Raw genomic sequence first — 15,396 nt, 5'->3', positions numbered from 1 at the left:
CATAAAATATATTTTGAAGCGCTGCGATCGCAGCGCAACAGCATTTTTGAATTATCATAATGAAGCGCTGCCTCCGCAGCGCTACCCTACATCTTTTGTCATTACATCGAAGAAGTAACGTCACTGCGCAATGAATCGGCGCGACTGTGCAAGCAATAGGGGTCACTGCGCAACATTGTAGCGTCACTGCGCAGTCAAACGGCGTGACTGCGCAACAAAATAGCGCCACTGCGCAACAAACCAACGTGACTGCACAACCCCCACACCCCCACCCTTGAAAGGAGCCTGCCCCCTTATGAAACTCACCGATCTCTACGCCGCCTCCGACGAAATCTGCCTCTACTGCGCCGGCCCGCGCCCCGCCCGCCGCACGCTTGCCGACCTGCTCGGCCTCAATCGCCCCGACCCGCTCTGCGCCGAGTGCCGCTCCCAGCTCCCGCTCCTCCACGCCGCCCCAAAAACGTCCACCGCTAAAGCGAGCGCCCGCACCACCAGCGCCGCCCACCTCTCTGCCATCGCCCACGCTACCCACGCCACCACCTGCCCGACTTGCAGCCGCCCGCAGCCACACGCCACTCCCTGCAACGACTGCCGCCGCTGGTCCGAAAGCGCGCACTGGCACGATCTCATCACCCACAACATCTCGCTTTACGCTTACAACGACTTCCTCAAAGACTACATTGCCCGCTGGAAATACCGCGGTGACGCCGTCCTCGCCACTGCTTTCCGCCACGATCTCCTCCGCACATATCGCAAACATTTTGATCGCTCCATCGCCGTCCCTATCCCTCTCTCCACAGAACGCCACAGCGAGCGCGGCTTCAACCAATCCGAGCAGCTCACCGACATCATCGCTGCCGTGGCTCCCACTCGCCACTATCTCACCCGCACCTCCCATGAGCAGAAACAAAGCAAACGCTCGCGCCACTCCCGCCTTCACGACACAACCTCGCGGCCCTTCGAACTCGCCGCTCATCCCGAACAAATCCACGCTAAACATTTTGTCCTCATTGACGATATATACACTACAGGACTTACTGTACGGAAAGCGGCGCGCCCACTCATCGAAGCCGGTGCTGCCTCGGTCGCAGCACTCACGGTTGCCCGCAGTTAACAGGCGCTAGCCGTTGTATTATAATAAAGAAAGTACGTGGAGGAGGCATTATAAATGGAAAATGTCGATAACTGCCCACGCTGTGGAAGGTTATTTATGAAAGCGTTGCGCGACATATGCGATCATTGTAAAAAAGAGCTCGACCAACGCTTTGAAAAAGTGTATAAATACATGCGCGTCCGCGAAAACCGCGCCGCCACGATCGAGCAAGTCGTCGAAGCGACCGAAGTGCCGGAAGATGATATCAGCCGCTTCGTCAAGGAAGGACGGCTGAAGCCCCGTCAATTCCCAAACCTGACCTATCCATGTGATGCGTGCGGTACCGCCATCCAAGAAGGACGCATCTGTGAAAGCTGCCGCGAAGGCATTAACAAGGACCTAAAAACCTTAGAAACCGAACAAAACGTCAAAGACCGCCTCACTCAAGAAGAACGAGCCAAATACAAAACCTATCAATCGCTCGACCTCGATGGGGAAAAGCGAAAATAAAAGGTAAACATTTCAAAAAAACAACCGATATAAAAAATACCAATCCGAAAACAACCCGCGGAGGTGACCGGAATGAAAATCAACCCACTCGGGCCGATGAACAACCCGTATCGCCAACAAATAGATAAACAACAAGCCCAAAACCAGCAACCCGGCAAAAAGGACCAACTCGAAATCTCCGAGACCGCCAAAGAAATGCAACAAGGCGAAAAAACCGGAGACGTCCGCCAAGATAAAATCAACGAACTCAAACAAAAAATTGACGCCGGCGAATACAACGTAGACCCACGTCAAACCGCCCAGAACATGTACGACTTCTGGACCAATAACTAGAAAGCGGGGCACCAAACCAAATGGCAGTGAAACAACTATTCCAAACCCTCGCTGACCTAATCAAACAACACCAGCACCTCAACCAGCTGGCCAAAGACAAAATGCAAGCTATCAAGACCGAGGACCTCGACACCCTCACCCAACTAACCAAACAAGAAAACCAAACCATGCAAGCCCTGCGCCGCACCGAATCCGAGCGCCTCAAAGCCATTACAAGCCTGGTTATGGAAAGAAAAGCGGACCTCGTCCCGGCCGAAGCGACGCTCGAGGACCTGAAGCCGCTCATTCCAGCCGAGCATGTAGAGGTGCTCGACACGTTTCAGGACAAGCTCGTCCGCGAGTTGAACGCCCTCCAGCAGCAAAACGAACTCAACCAGCAAATGCTGAAGGATTCGCTTCAATTCGTGCACATGTCGCTTGATTTAATCCAGCCGTCCCCGGACGACGACATCAACTATTCGGCCCCGCATGAACGCGAAGCCATGCCGGCAGAGGGCTATTCCATGTTTGATTCGAAAGCATAAAAAACGGAGGAAGAACACATGACTTCAACATTTCACGGGCTTCAAACCGCCGTCCGCGGCATGACGACCCACCAGTCCGCGCTTAATACAACCGGCCATAACATTTCCAACGCGAACACCGAAGGCTATACGCGCCAGCGCGTCAATTTCAACCAGACCGAAGCCTACCCGGCCGCGGGCCGCAACGCCCCGAGCAAGCCAGGCCAGATTGGTACCGGCGTCGAAGCGGGTTCGGTCCAGCGGGTTCGTGAACATTACCTGGACGACCAATTCCGCGGTGAAAATGCCAAGTTCGGATACTGGGACGGCAAGCATCAAGCTCTTGAACGCATGGAAGACGTAATGAATGAACCAAGTGAAGAAGGTATTTCTCAATCAATGGATGAATTTTGGAACTCGTTGCAAGACTTATCAACCAACCCGGAAGACTCTGGAAACCGCTCCGTCGTGCGTCAACAAGGTCATGCGCTCGCAGAAGCTTTTAACACCACTTCAGATTCTTTAAAGTCAAACCAGCGTGACCTGGGAAATCAAATCGGTCAAGCTGAAAAAGATATTAACAATATGCTCAGGGAAATTGACGAATTAAACCAACAAATCGCAAGTGTGGAACCAAATGGATTCCTACCTAATGACCTCTATGATAAACGTGATCAGGTTGTAGATGAGCTGTCGGAAATGGTAGATGTAGAGGTGGAGCCGGAAGAAAGCAAAGGTTTAGCCGATGAGCTTGCTGAAGGAGCATATAATATCTATCTGTTAGACCAGGATGGTAATCGAATGGGGCCAGGGGACCCGGACCCTATTGTGAATGGAGCTAATCTTAGCTTTGAAGAAATGAATATCGAATTCCAAGACGAAGAGGACAATCGCAGCCCCGTCACTGATGTCCAGATTGGCGGCAGCTCCGTGGGGGACCAAATTCTTGACGTGAACGGGAAGTTAACAGGAATGATTGAAGCCTACGGCTATACTGATGACGGAGGAGAAGCTGGATTGTATCCCGATATGTTGTCTGATTTGAATGAAATGGTAAGCACATTTGTCGATGAATTCAATGAGCAGCACAGGGAAGGATCAGGTTTAGATGGCGAGACAGGGCGGAATTTCTTCACGTATGAAAGCACAGAAGATGCCGCAAGCAGCCTTAGAGTTGCAGCTGAGATTGAAGACAGTCTTGACAATATTGCAGCCGCAGGGCCTGATGGATCGTCCGGCGACGGTTCCAACGCCCTCGAGCTTGCTAACGTGAAAGATGAAGAACTGGAATTCGGTGACTCCACGGACGATGTGCAAAGCTTTTATGAAGGCCTCATTGGCCAAATGGCCGTAAATACAAGCGAAGCGGAGCAAATGAGAGGAAACGCAGAGAATTTGCGAGATAATGTGGACCATCGCCGCCAATCTACCTCAAGCGTATCATTAGATGAAGAAATGACAAACCTCATCCAGTTCCAACACGCTTACAACGCAGCAGCTCGTAACATCACGGCGATTGATGAAATGCTGGAGCGAGTAATTAACAATATGGGTATTGTCGGCCGGTAAGGAAGGGAGCAAAAGCTAAATGCGTGTAACTGAATCGATGATGGCAAATAACAATGTACGTCACATTCAAAATAGCTTCAGTAAATTGGAAATGAATCAAGACCAGCTTGCCACGGGTAAAAAAATCACCCGTGCTTCACAAGACCCAGTCGTTGCTATGAACGGGATGAAGAACCGTACGTCCGTAACGGAAATTGAACAATTTCAAAGAAATCTTGGCCAGGCCCACAATTGGATGGATGAGTCCGAGAGTGCGTTGGACGATACCACGCAAGCGATGCACCGGTTGCGCGAGCTTGCCGTCCAAGCGTCAAACGATACGTATGACAGCGATGAACGCGCCAATATGGCCAATGAAGTCGGGCAGTTAAAAGAACACATTATCTCCAATGCGAATGCACGCTCCAACGATAAATACATCTTTAATGGAACAGATACGACCAATCCTCCGGTTGAAGAAGTGAACGGAGAAGTGACTGCTGTTTCTGATAACGAAGATAATGTTGAATTTGAATTGAACAAAGGGGTTGAGGTTCCAGTTAATGTTAACCCTCAAAACGTGTTTTCTGAGGAATTGTTCGAGGATCTTCAACAATTTGAAGATCAACTGCGTGATGAAGATACAACGAGTGAGGAACTCGAACAAACAATGGAGATCTTTGACGGCCATATTGATAACATCGTCTCGGAACAAGCCGAGCTCGGGGCGCGCGTCAACCGCGTGGAAATGATTGAAGGCCGGCTGGCTGACCAGGAGATCGTCGCCAACCGTGTTATGTCTGATAATGAAGATGCGGACATGGAAGAAGTAATCACGGAGCTGCGCACTCAGGAAGCGGTCCATCAGGCCGCTCTAGGTGCCGGCGCCCGCATTATTCAGCCAACCTTAATGGACTTTCTCAACTAATTGGAAGCGACCTGTCGCTTTAACAGATGAGGAGGGGGTGTAGGTGCAAATGCCCCACATTCAAATCTCAACGACAGATGCGAAACTCGGCGTGCAAACGGAACGCCCGCCCATGGAGATTCAGCAGCATGATGCCGAGATTTATACCATCAATAATCACGTGGATACAGTTACGATATCGCATACACCGATGGAGCTGAACGTCGACCAGACCGAAGCCTTCCATGCGGCTAACCTTGTCGCCCCACTCCGCAGCGCACAGGAATTTTATGCGCAGGCTGACGTGACCGCCAGTGAATACACATCGAAAACGGTGCGTCAGGGCGATCAGATGATGGACATCGCCAATGGCCAAAGCGCAATTCCACACATCGCTCGCGAGAACTGGGCTCCGCCGCAAAAAGAAGCCAACATTGGCTACATGCCAGCGAGCCTCGACCAAACGGTAATCGATTTCCAGTCAGGAGACCTTCATGTTGATATCGAGTCAGCGATGCCGGACTTTAACGTCGAGCGCGGCGGGGCCGACGTCCACATCCCCAACTGGCAGTTAAATCCTTATATTGAACAAAAAGCGTCGATCCAATTTGACGTCGTCGGAGGACAGGTTGATCACACGTTGTAAAAACGATCAGCCTGTCTTTTCATTTTGCAAGAGGCAACGTACAATGAAGACAACATAACTTTCCCACGCTCAAGTGGACAAATATAAAGGTGATAAATATGCAAATTGAAACAAAATACGCAGGCACGGTGGAAGTCAAAGAAGAACAAATTCTGACCTTTGAAAACGGCCTCCCTGCCTTTGAAGATGAAAAAGAATACGTCCTGCTGCCCTTTAAAGAAGGAACGCCGCTTTTTACCCTCCAGTCAGTCCATACGCCGGGACTTGCCTTTGTACTGGTGAACCCGTTCGAATTCTTTTCTGATTACCAGGTCGAAATCCCGGAAGCCACCCTTGAAACCCTTGCGATTGAAAAAGAAGAAGATGTCGCTATTTTCACGATTATGACAGTAGAAGAACCGTTTACCGACTCTACGGTTAATCTGCAAGGGCCTGTCATTATCAATCTAGAAGCGCGCCTCGGTAAGCAAATCGCTTTAAACGACAACCGCTACGGTCGCAAGCATACGATCTTTGCCACCTCAGAAGCCAGACAACCAGGGCAAGGGGGTTAACCGATGCTCGTACTTACGCGAAAAACAAATGAAGCGATCCGCATCGGCGACGATATTGAAATTAAAGTCGTCAGCGTCGAAGGCGACCAGGTGAAACTCGGCATCGAAGCCCCCCGCCACGTCGATATCCACCGCCAAGAAGTCTATCTCTCCATTCAAGAAGAAAACAGCGCCGCAGCCTCTGCTGAGAAGAATGTCCTTGAACTTCTTTCCAAAGAATTAGAGAAATAATAATGAATACAGCTAGCCAAATTGTTAACTAACTCCCCATTTCTCAATCTTGAAAAGGGGAGTTTCTTTGTGCAGGGAACAAATCATGATATAATTCAGGGAGTAAAGTTAACATATTAGTTAACTTAACCATTGATCATGTTTATTAAAGTTAACAAAAATGATAATTAATCGGGTATTGAACAAATTTATATTGATGGTTCCTTTGTAGAAGAAAAAGCTCATCCTAACGACATCGATGGTTATTTTGAGTGTGAGTTAAAAGAATTAGCATCAGGAGATTTGCAGTATCAATTAGATGCTCTTGATCCTTATAAAATTTGGACTTGGGATAGTAACAGTCGAAAACCTTATAAAGGATTTACAAAAAAACAACTTCCAATGTGGCACCGTTATCGTGTAGAACTCTACCCTCACTATGGGCAACTGTCTGGAATCGTTGATGAATACGGGCACCAACAACAATTTCCTGCAGCCTTCAGAAAAACAAGAGACACTTTTCACCAAAAAGGGATTATAAAAATTATAAAATGAAGAGGAGGTATGATGGATGATTAAAACGGAAGCTGCCTACCAAAAAGCTTTGAAAAGACTAAGAGAAGATAAAGATATGATTGAGAAGCAAAAACAGACGTTAGAGGAGATGAAGTTAACTTCTGAACAAGTAGAACGTGCGCTAGCCCCTTCTATTAGCTTTCACGAACAATTAAAAGAAGAAGTAGTATATTATGAACGAATTAAACGAGGAGAATTTGATCCCATTATTAATTTGCATGAATTAGGGAAAATGTTAATTGCTTATCGCATATATATTGGACTGACTCAACAAGAGTTAGCTAACCGTCTTGACGTTTCAGCGGCCCAAGTCTCCCGTGATGAACGAAACGAGTATTACGGAGCAACTTTAGAGCGATTGCAACAAGTAATGGAAGCTCTTCAAATGACTTCAAAGACCGAAATACAAACGGAAGAGCTTTTACTCTCATGAAAGAACAGAGGATAAAATTAAAAGAATAAAACGTGAAGTTAATTTAGCATTAAGTGAGCAGGCTGATTAAACAGGTCAGCCTGTTCTACTTTTAAATAAGATGGATCAGCAAATACGCACGGTCTATAGGTCTATAATGAGAATGAACAGGTGAAACTAGGCATCGAAGTCCCACGCCACGTCGACATTCACCGCCAGGAAGTATATCTCTCCATTCAAGAAGAAAACAGCGCAGCTGCCTCCGCTGAGAAGAATATCCTTGAACTTATTTCCAAAGAATTAGAGCAATAGTACAACCACATTGAAAAATATGTCGAAACTCGATAGGAAGGTCTGATTAAAACATTTAAAACATATTAAAAATTCCATATAAACCCAACAAGATAGGTCTCATCCCTATCGTTTTTCGTCCCTTTGCTTTCTTGTCACCGGCTTTCTGGAACTATACCATTTAGTATAGTGAACAGAGTCTACACTTTTCGATAAAGAAAACTTGGCAAAGCCAAGGCTACGGCGTAGGCTGAGCCTTAGTTGCTCTTGTACCGTTTCCTTCAACTACTTATACATTCTTACGGTGCAAAGAAAGGAGGGAGCTCCGGCTGCTATGAAAACACGTATGAAAGCTCCTACTAATAGAGAGAACTTGAACCGGCCGATGATTCTGTTGCAGTGGTCCCACCCAAACGAGGAAAAGACACTTAAAGAAACTACATACCAATCAAGGTTGCAGATTTTCCCGCTGCAATCCTTTCGAGAGCGAAGTGAAGCTTCACCGTATGACATATTTATCGCTTCGGAAACAGAGAGTGAAGAAATTGTAAATGATGAGATGACTTACGAACAATTAAAAAAAGAAGCACGAATCGGGGCCCTGATTGATCCAGACAACAGCAGCAAATTGGATGAATTGCTGGAAAAAGAGTGCTCCTGCTTTGTGGCAGCAGAACGAGAGCCCTATGACAAACTAAGCCGGCTTGAAGAAGCTATTCATTTCTCAGATTACGTTGATCCCGTCTTGCAGCATCATTTACTAGCTATCTTTCAACCGTTGAAAGAAGAATACAGAGGACAGGGTAATATCCAACTTAACTTCGACAAAGCGATGCATCTATTAACTGAAACCGAAGCGATGATCTTGGATGAAATCTTAAAAGGAAAATCAAACGGCCAAATCGCCAAAGACTGTTACCTGGCCCTTTCAACCGTCAACAACCACGTCAGCCACCTGACCCGCAAAATCGGCGCCAACGACCGCACCCACGCCGTCAAACGAGCGATTGAGTTGAATATTATTAAGGAATAACAGCAGCTAGAATGAATTTCATAACTCAAATTTCATCTTTCCATGCGAATATTATTTATATATCATTCGCCTTTCGCTTCAGGCGGACGCGCTTTCCGCGGGCTTGGCCTCAGCCTCCTCGGCAGCAACCTTTGCCGCCTGTGGGGTCTTCACCTCAATCCGCTGGACTCGCCGCCTTACGCTTAGTATTTACTTATTAATAACAAACTTCAACAAAGCCTATATAAAAAGAAGGCTCAGTTAAAGAGGTGGTGTGATATTTCATCCATGGCCTCCCTTTCCGCGGGCGAGCCGCGAGCTTCCTCAGGCTAACGCCTTGCGGGGTCTCGCCAGGCTCGCTTGGCCCGCAGGAGTGTCGGCCATTCCTAAAATATCAATGTTCTTAAACAATAAGGAATTTTGACAGAGCCAAAAAAAGAAATTTTCGCAAAGCTGTATGGCTCAATAAACAGACAAAGCGAAATGTTGCCTTCCCATGGATAAAAAAGATACCCCAAGGAGGTCACTAAACTAGCTGAAGATTGCCTCACAGAAAGTGCCCACTGTATCGATAAAAAAATCCTCTTTTTTAAAAAGCAACATTCTTTTAGAAAACATCTAAAAAAATAACAAAACTTACTAAACTTTTTTCCCATCCCTCCGATATAAAGAATGAGTCAAACGATACATAGATGTGGCGGCCGACACATCCGTACCGTTTGAAAAATCAAAACCGACTGTTCACAAGGACGTGGACAAGAACGGACACATTCAAGGAGGAATAATCACATGATTATTAACACTAACGTAACCGCAATGAACGCGCACCGCCAAATGGGCATCAACCAAGGCGAACAGCAATCTGCAATGGAAAAGCTTTCTTCCGGTCAGCAAATCAACCGCGCAGGTGACGATGCTGCTGGTCTATCTATCTCTGAAAAAATGCGCGCACAGGTTCGCGGTTTGGATCAAGCATCTACAAACGCACAGGATAGCATCTCTCTTATTCAAACAGCAGAAGGAGCGCTTGATGAGTCCCACGACATCCTTCAGCGCATGCGTGAACTTTCTGTACAATCTGCAAACGATACGAACGTTGATGAAGACCGTGACGCGCTTCAAGCAGAAGTCGACCAGCTTGCCGAAGAACTTTCTCGTATCTCTGAAAATACGGAGTTTAACACCCAGGAGCTTTTAGATGATAGCTTTGAAGGTACTTTTCATATTGGGGCAAATGAAGGACAAAATTTAGAACTTTCTATTGATGATATGGGTTCCAATAATTTAGGAGTGGTTGCTGACGCAGAACTCTTAGATGATGATGGAGAAATTGTTACGGGTACTGACGATGAACCTATTGGACCGATTGATGGGCATGGTCTAGAGGCCGGCACATACACTATTGGTGAAGAGGATGTCGAAGTAAATGGTGAAACTTTTAGCGATGAAACAGTATTACAGGATTCTTCTGGTAATACGGTAGCCGTAGAAAATGAGAATGGTGAATTTTATGCGTTAGATAGTTTAGAGTTAGATACGGACGATGCTATTGATTTTGGTGATGCAACCCAAGTTATTAATGTAACTGATGAGGGGAACGACTTGGGTAATGAAATCAGTGTAGGCGGAATTGATATTTCTTCTCAAGAAGCCGCTGACTCAGCCATTACTGATATTAACGATGCCATCGAATCAGTATCTGAACAACGCTCAAATCTAGGTGCGGTTCAAAACCGTCTCGAGCACACAATTGATAACCTAGACAACGCGTCTGAGAACCTCTCTGCTGCTGAGTCTCGTATCCGTGATACCGACATGGCTCAAGAGATGATGAATCAGACAAGCGCTAACATCTTGAACCAGGCTTCTCAATCTATGCTTGCTCAAGCTAACCAAGAACCACAAAACGTACTTCAGTTGTTGCAATAAGAACGAAAGAAATAAAAGAGGCTCCGATAAGTCGGGGCCTCTTTTACAATATGAAAGAGAGAAGATTAAAATGGTTATATTAGAACGTAATGATCTAGAAGGTACAATGAACTCAAAAGATTTCATGCATTTTCAAAATCTTATAAACGAGATTTTGAAAATTGAAAATTCATATAACAACCTTTATATAAAAGGAAACCCTCCTTATGGAAAAGAAAATTCATTTGCATCTTTGTATTATGATAAGGGCGATATATACTTTTATAGCTCTACTATTATTAGCGCACTGAATTATTTCTGTATTTCAATTGCCTCAAAAAAGAACCAACTGGCAATCTTACATATTATAATGAAATTTCTATTAGCTCATGAGTTAAAACATGTTAGTCAAATTAAAGATTTAAACGATCAGGAAAGAGAGGAAGCAACACATTATATTAGAAACCCTCAGTCTCGTATCGAACAGGATGCTGATAACTTTGGATACGAAATGCTACGAGAGGAGGGGGACCCTGTAAATGAAGTAATTATAAAGGGATTACAATTCCTCAGGAGCAATCAAAATGTCCCAGAGGGATGGGAGGAATTCCGTAATCAAATCAATGATGCTTTACAATAAAAGTGTCTCGGCGTCGGGAAGCAAAGGGACGGTTCTAGTTTGCCGAGTCTTGTATCGGGGATACTGACATGGCTGAAGAGATGAGGAACCAGACTCCGGTGAATATCTTGAACCAAGGTTCTCAATTGATGCTTGCTCAAGCGAACCAAGATCCACAAAACGTATTTCAGTTGTTGCAATAAGAAGTATCCTTTCTTTAAGGCTTCGGACTTTGTCCGGAGCTTTTTTACTTTTATTATGGCTCTACTATCCAATAGGAACCCAGTCCCTCAATCAACGTTTATTCTACGTCCAACTGTTTGTATAATAGGAATCAATTTTTTGCAAAAAAATGATTCTTTTCTATGTAAACCTCTTTAAATATGTAAAATTATGCCGATATTAACTTTAAATACTTTATTATCGTAGGAGTTTTATCATGATTCATGCCAATAGTCCATCGATGCAATACACCCAGCAATTACAGCAAAATCAGCGGGCCAAGGTGAATGCTTCGGAACGGCTGGCTTCCGGTTTGCGGATTAACCGTGCGAGTGATGATGCGGCGGGTCAGGCGGTCTCAGAGAAAATGCGCGCGCAAATTCGCGGCATGGAGCAGGCCTCCCGCAACACTAGAGATGCGGTTTCTTTTTTGCAAACGGCCGAAGGTGGAATGGAAGAGATTAATGAGATTCTGCAACGAACCCGTGAATTAACTATAGAAGCTTCCAACGGCACCAAGGTGGCTGCTGACCGACAAGTCATTCAACAAGAAATCGATGAGTTGAAAAAAGAGCTAAACGATTTAGTGACGAAGACGGAATTTAATACGATGAAGCCGTTCTCCAACACAGATCCGAAAGATTATGTATACGAAGATCGGTCCACTTCAAAAGACACGTCCACAGAAACCTCTACTACAAGTCGTACTGTGGATACGGTCGAAAACAGCACAAGAACAGATGGATTGCCCGCAATGACAGAAAGGATAGATCATACAAGTGAGGTGAACCCTAGAATAACCAACCATCGAGACAGATCGTTGCAGGAAGTGGGCACTACAGTGGCAGATATTGAACCGCGCTGGTCTGAGGATGGAGAAAAGATTGTTTTCACCTCAGAACGTGATGGCGGTAAATATGAAGTGCCAGCCGATGGGAGTGATCCTTCTGTAGAACACGAGCCAGAAGACGTTAAAATGGTTGACCAAATTACCAAAATTGATGAGACGCTTCGTTTACGTGAGAATTCGATAGACAATTCTCTTATTCTAGAAGAATACAATGATGGTTGGGAGAATGTGAAAAGTTTTGACTACGCTGGTGGAAGTTTTAGTTTTTCCTCGGATTCAAGTGCAGATGATGCTTCATTTGTCTATTCGGATCAGAAAGGACGTATTCATCGTGTCGATGTAGAGGATCGAGAAGTTGTTAATGAAAAGATGCTGATTTCAAGTGAGGACGACTTAAATCTGAATACAGACGCACAAAACAATACGCTTTCTCTCTCAGAAGCCCCTTCCCTTTACCGAATGAATGAAGGTAACGCTTCACTCGAAGTAAAGAAAGTGAACGGTGACGGTGAGCGGAGCCTGGAATTTTGGGATGGTGAAGGAGAAGCACCAGACGAAGGTTATATCGTAAACGGAAGAGAGATTGAGTTTTTCGGTGATGCTATTATTGGAGAAGAAGAGGCAGACAGCGCGCAAGACTACTATGATATTTCCTATGTCAGTTCTTCAGATACTGACCATGACACTTATGTTCGGAGCCTGCCTGCCAATGCGGATGTGTATAATATGGACGGCAGCGATGGCCCGCGGAGCCTTGATATTCAGATTGGCGGCACTTCTGTAGAACGGGACGAGCTGCTGGCTGAAAAACCTTCTGAGCCTGCGGAAGCAGATGGAGTTTATGTTGATGAGGACAACGACGAAATCATTTTATACGGAGACAAGCGGCCAGCGCATCATGAAGATGTAAATGTTCATTATCGCGATGATGGAGCTGGAAACAACGAAGTATACATATACGATGGCCTTCCTGATGATATGAATGATTATAACTTTGAGGAAGACAGTGATGAAGTTCGGCCGCTGAGAATTTATGTAGACGGCGAAGAAATTGAGTATGATGAAAACAAAGAAGAAGGGTTTTCATTCGATCCAGAAAATGGTGAAGTAACACTGCACGGTGATGCGCGGCCGGATATTCCTGAAAGAGAATCCGTGCGAGTTGAGTACGTAGAAGAAGCTATTTCGGGAGCCACTGATGAAGATGTTTATGGCATTCACTTTGATGATTTTAGTAACTGGAGGAGTGACGTACCGGAAAATTATAACTTAGGGGAAGAAGATGAAGATCAGCCGCGCTCGATTCGGTTGTATCGAAACGGTGACGAAGAAATAGAGTACGACGATACAAATGGTTTTCAGTTCAATGAAAGTGACAATCGGCTTGAATTGTTTGGAGATGCACGTCCGAATGTGAGCGACACCTATGAAGTAGAGTTTATTCAAGCAATTAATAGCACTACGCAAGATGGCGTTGTTGAGGTTGATTTGGCTGAAGAACCTGAAACGTATGATTTGGATGGAGACCGCTCATCCATTAAAGTGAAAGTCGATGGAGAAGAAATAGAGTACGACCCTAAAGAGAATGATGGCTTCACGTATGACAGTGATACAAACCGTATTAACATTTTTGGTGACTCTCGTCCTGACTCGGATGAAGACATAGAAGTCAGCTATGCGTATGAAAATCCCCAGGTAAGTTTGCAGGATGATACTTACGACTTTCGCCTATCTTCTGACGCTCTTGTATACGGGGTGGATGAAGATGATTCAACGCCAAAATCTGTGGCTGTTACTAAAGACGGTGAACAACTGGCAAATGACAGCGAGCACGGATTTACGGTGGATGAAGGCAGCGGTAAAGTACGTTTGCACGGAGACGCACGGCCAAAAGCTGGCGAAGAGGCCGGTAAATATGAAGTGCATACATTAAAGGAACAAGCCATTCGCACGGCTGTACTAGAGGACAAAGAAGTGTACAAGGTGGAATGGAACGGAGAAGAAGTACCGAGCGAAGGATATGTTCATGAAAATGGGGAAGTTCGTTTAGTAGGTGATTGGCGTCCGGACGTCGAAGGCGAACTGGAAGATACAAAGCTCGAAGCGTTTTATCATAACTCGACAGATGTTCCTCTCGACAAAACCCCCATGTCTATGGATTTACGCGTAAAATGTAACGAAGAAGAACTTAAGCATTTATTTACAGAGATTGATCCAGATACCATTGATGTGCGACTAGACGGTGAACGTCTGTCTTCCGATCAGTTTGCACTTGTTGGTGATACCGTCGAGCTTGATGACCAGTCGCTTGGTCTCGATCCGGAAGAGAATCACACGATTGAAGTGGACTACCGGGTGCGCCACGTTACGGCATACGAAAGTAATGAAAGCACCTTCCATGTCGGTCCTTCATCTGGTGATTCGATCACTGCAACTGTCCGGTCATTCGACAACATGCTGCTAGAAACGGAACAAATTTGCGTCCGCAATTACGACAACGCCCAACAAAGCTTAAAAGTCATCGATGATGCGATAGACTTCACCCTGACTGAACGTTCCAATATTGGGGCCAAGGTCAACCGCCTGGACCATATTCAGGCAAATAACGACCAAACAAGTGAGAACCTCACCCAAGCCAAATCGCGTATTCGTGACGCTGATATGGCAAAGGAAATGATGGAACAAACAAGAGCAGACCTGCTTTCTCAAACAACCATCGCCATGCAAGCCCAGGCCAATCAGCGAGCAGATGTCGTGTTGCAATTGTTAATGTAATCTAGTGATAACTGTAAATAAAGAGCTCTGTGTTGAGCATAGTAGAAGCAAAGCCGGTTCTAGTTTGCCTATATCACATATTATAAGAAACAAGACTGGACTGACTTACCCCTATGGAAATACTGAGACTTGCCGGTCCATTACTTAATGAAGAAGGAATATTATATGCAGAAATAGATTTAGATAAAATATCGTTATGAAAAGCGACAATTGATGTAACAGGTCGGGATAGTGCTTGGGAAACAATTTCAATGAACCGTGTCTATCATAATCAAAGTCCACTAAACGAGTTTTCTAACTCACTTCATCAAACACATGCTTATAGTGATCACCTTGAAAATCGAATTCACGAATTAGAACAACAAATTAAGCAATTAACAGAGAAACAATAAGTAATTGTACTAATAGCTTTCTATTAACATAGTAG

General features: G+C 45.4%; 18 protein-coding genes. All 18 read left to right on the top strand.

Annotated elements, in window-relative coordinates; translation table 11 throughout:
• Positions 1 to 295: 295 nt before the first annotated feature.
• Complete coding sequence (locus tag D469_RS21945) at positions 296 to 1,114, top strand: ComF family protein (RefSeq protein ID WP_156816887.1); 819 nt, start codon at positions 296 to 298, stop codon at positions 1,112 to 1,114.
• 54 nt (positions 1,115 to 1,168) lie between these two features.
• Positions 1,169 to 1,603: a TIGR03826 family flagellar region protein gene (locus D469_RS0103620; RefSeq protein ID WP_018922006.1), complete on the top strand. Its 435-nt coding sequence runs from the start codon at positions 1,169 to 1,171 to the stop codon at positions 1,601 to 1,603.
• Positions 1,604 to 1,675: 72 nt separating this feature from the next.
• Positions 1,676 to 1,936 carry a flagellar biosynthesis anti-sigma factor FlgM gene (gene flgM / locus D469_RS0103615; RefSeq protein ID WP_018922005.1) on the top strand — a complete coding sequence of 87 codons (261 nt, stop codon included), beginning with the start codon at positions 1,676 to 1,678 and terminating at the stop codon, positions 1,934 to 1,936.
• A 20-nt stretch (positions 1,937 to 1,956) separates the two neighbouring features.
• The gene (locus tag D469_RS0103610; RefSeq protein ID WP_018922004.1) at positions 1,957 to 2,460 is read left to right on the top strand and encodes a flagellar protein FlgN; all 504 of its coding nucleotides are present in this window, start codon (positions 1,957 to 1,959) and stop codon (positions 2,458 to 2,460) included.
• A gap of 18 nt (positions 2,461 to 2,478) precedes the next feature.
• The gene (gene flgK / locus D469_RS0103605) at positions 2,479 to 4,008 is read left to right on the top strand and encodes a flagellar hook-associated protein FlgK (RefSeq protein ID WP_018922003.1); all 1,530 of its coding nucleotides are present in this window, start codon (positions 2,479 to 2,481) and stop codon (positions 4,006 to 4,008) included.
• A gap of 19 nt (positions 4,009 to 4,027) precedes the next feature.
• Entirely contained in the window at positions 4,028 to 4,915 is an 888-nt protein-coding gene (gene flgL / locus D469_RS0103600; RefSeq protein ID WP_018922002.1) for a flagellar hook-associated protein FlgL, read from the top strand.
• Between the two features lie 49 nt (positions 4,916 to 4,964).
• A complete protein-coding gene (locus D469_RS0103595) occupies positions 4,965 to 5,540 on the top strand; it encodes a DUF6470 family protein (protein ID WP_240473312.1) in 576 nt (191 codons plus the stop codon).
• A 98-nt stretch (positions 5,541 to 5,638) separates the two neighbouring features.
• Positions 5,639 to 6,094, top strand: a complete 456-nt coding sequence (gene fliW / locus D469_RS0103590; protein WP_018922000.1) for a flagellar assembly protein FliW — start codon at positions 5,639 to 5,641, stop codon at positions 6,092 to 6,094.
• Positions 6,095 to 6,097: 3 nt separating this feature from the next.
• Complete coding sequence (csrA, locus tag D469_RS0103585; protein WP_018921999.1) at positions 6,098 to 6,325, top strand: carbon storage regulator CsrA; 228 nt, start codon at positions 6,098 to 6,100, stop codon at positions 6,323 to 6,325.
• Positions 6,326 to 6,502: 177 nt separating this feature from the next.
• Complete coding sequence (locus tag D469_RS19520) at positions 6,503 to 6,859, top strand: DUF6932 family protein (RefSeq protein WP_420834848.1); 357 nt, start codon at positions 6,503 to 6,505, stop codon at positions 6,857 to 6,859.
• A gap of 16 nt (positions 6,860 to 6,875) precedes the next feature.
• Positions 6,876 to 7,313: a helix-turn-helix domain-containing protein gene (locus D469_RS0103575; protein ID WP_018921997.1), complete on the top strand. Its 438-nt coding sequence runs from the start codon at positions 6,876 to 6,878 to the stop codon at positions 7,311 to 7,313.
• A gap of 150 nt (positions 7,314 to 7,463) precedes the next feature.
• A complete protein-coding gene (locus D469_RS21470; protein WP_018921996.1) occupies positions 7,464 to 7,604 on the top strand; it encodes a carbon storage regulator in 141 nt (46 codons plus the stop codon).
• Positions 7,605 to 7,917: 313 nt separating this feature from the next.
• Positions 7,918 to 8,616, top strand: a complete 699-nt coding sequence (locus tag D469_RS0103565) for a response regulator transcription factor (RefSeq protein WP_018921995.1) — start codon at positions 7,918 to 7,920, stop codon at positions 8,614 to 8,616.
• A gap of 768 nt (positions 8,617 to 9,384) precedes the next feature.
• Positions 9,385 to 10,524: a flagellin N-terminal helical domain-containing protein gene (locus tag D469_RS0103560; protein ID WP_018921994.1), complete on the top strand. Its 1,140-nt coding sequence runs from the start codon at positions 9,385 to 9,387 to the stop codon at positions 10,522 to 10,524.
• A 70-nt stretch (positions 10,525 to 10,594) separates the two neighbouring features.
• The gene (locus D469_RS0103555) at positions 10,595 to 11,143 is read left to right on the top strand and encodes a hypothetical protein (RefSeq protein WP_018921993.1); all 549 of its coding nucleotides are present in this window, start codon (positions 10,595 to 10,597) and stop codon (positions 11,141 to 11,143) included.
• Between the two features lie 53 nt (positions 11,144 to 11,196).
• The gene (locus D469_RS22420; protein WP_420834847.1) at positions 11,197 to 11,325 is read left to right on the top strand and encodes a flagellin; all 129 of its coding nucleotides are present in this window, start codon (positions 11,197 to 11,199) and stop codon (positions 11,323 to 11,325) included.
• A gap of 236 nt (positions 11,326 to 11,561) precedes the next feature.
• On the top strand, positions 11,562 to 14,969 hold the full coding sequence (locus tag D469_RS22415) for a flagellin N-terminal helical domain-containing protein (protein ID WP_018921991.1): 3,408 nt from the start codon (positions 11,562 to 11,564) through the stop codon (positions 14,967 to 14,969).
• A 251-nt stretch (positions 14,970 to 15,220) separates the two neighbouring features.
• Positions 15,221 to 15,361, top strand: a complete 141-nt coding sequence (locus D469_RS21940) for a hypothetical protein (protein ID WP_156816886.1) — start codon at positions 15,221 to 15,223, stop codon at positions 15,359 to 15,361.
• Positions 15,362 to 15,396: the final 35 nt, after the last annotated feature.

It is taken from the genome of Salsuginibacillus kocurii DSM 18087 (assembly GCF_000377705.1).
GTDB classification, from domain to species: Bacteria; Bacillota; Bacilli; order Bacillales; family Marinococcaceae; genus Salsuginibacillus; species Salsuginibacillus kocurii.
Note: the sequence above shows the minus strand (reverse complement) of the source record. Positions and strands in the feature narration are given on the sequence as shown.

Coding starts and splice junctions, on each gene's coding strand:
- D469_RS21945 (WP_156816887.1), top strand. CDS start 296: ATGAAACTCACCGATCTCTACGCCGCCTCCGACGAAATCTGCCTCTAC.
- D469_RS0103620 (WP_018922006.1), top strand. CDS start 1,169: ATGGAAAATGTCGATAACTGCCCACGCTGTGGAAGGTTATTTATGAAA.
- flgM (WP_018922005.1), top strand. CDS start 1,676: ATGAAAATCAACCCACTCGGGCCGATGAACAACCCGTATCGCCAACAA.
- D469_RS0103610 (WP_018922004.1), top strand. CDS start 1,957: ATGGCAGTGAAACAACTATTCCAAACCCTCGCTGACCTAATCAAACAA.
- flgK (WP_018922003.1), top strand. CDS start 2,479: ATGACTTCAACATTTCACGGGCTTCAAACCGCCGTCCGCGGCATGACG.
- flgL (WP_018922002.1), top strand. CDS start 4,028: ATGCGTGTAACTGAATCGATGATGGCAAATAACAATGTACGTCACATT.
- D469_RS0103595 (WP_240473312.1), top strand. CDS start 4,965: ATGCCCCACATTCAAATCTCAACGACAGATGCGAAACTCGGCGTGCAA.
- fliW (WP_018922000.1), top strand. CDS start 5,639: ATGCAAATTGAAACAAAATACGCAGGCACGGTGGAAGTCAAAGAAGAA.
- csrA (WP_018921999.1), top strand. CDS start 6,098: ATGCTCGTACTTACGCGAAAAACAAATGAAGCGATCCGCATCGGCGAC.
- D469_RS0103575 (WP_018921997.1), top strand. CDS start 6,876: ATGATTAAAACGGAAGCTGCCTACCAAAAAGCTTTGAAAAGACTAAGA.
- D469_RS0103565 (WP_018921995.1), top strand. CDS start 7,918: ATGAAAACACGTATGAAAGCTCCTACTAATAGAGAGAACTTGAACCGG.
- D469_RS0103560 (WP_018921994.1), top strand. CDS start 9,385: ATGATTATTAACACTAACGTAACCGCAATGAACGCGCACCGCCAAATG.
- D469_RS0103555 (WP_018921993.1), top strand. CDS start 10,595: ATGGTTATATTAGAACGTAATGATCTAGAAGGTACAATGAACTCAAAA.
- D469_RS22415 (WP_018921991.1), top strand. CDS start 11,562: ATGATTCATGCCAATAGTCCATCGATGCAATACACCCAGCAATTACAG.
- D469_RS21940 (WP_156816886.1), top strand. CDS start 15,221: ATGAACCGTGTCTATCATAATCAAAGTCCACTAAACGAGTTTTCTAAC.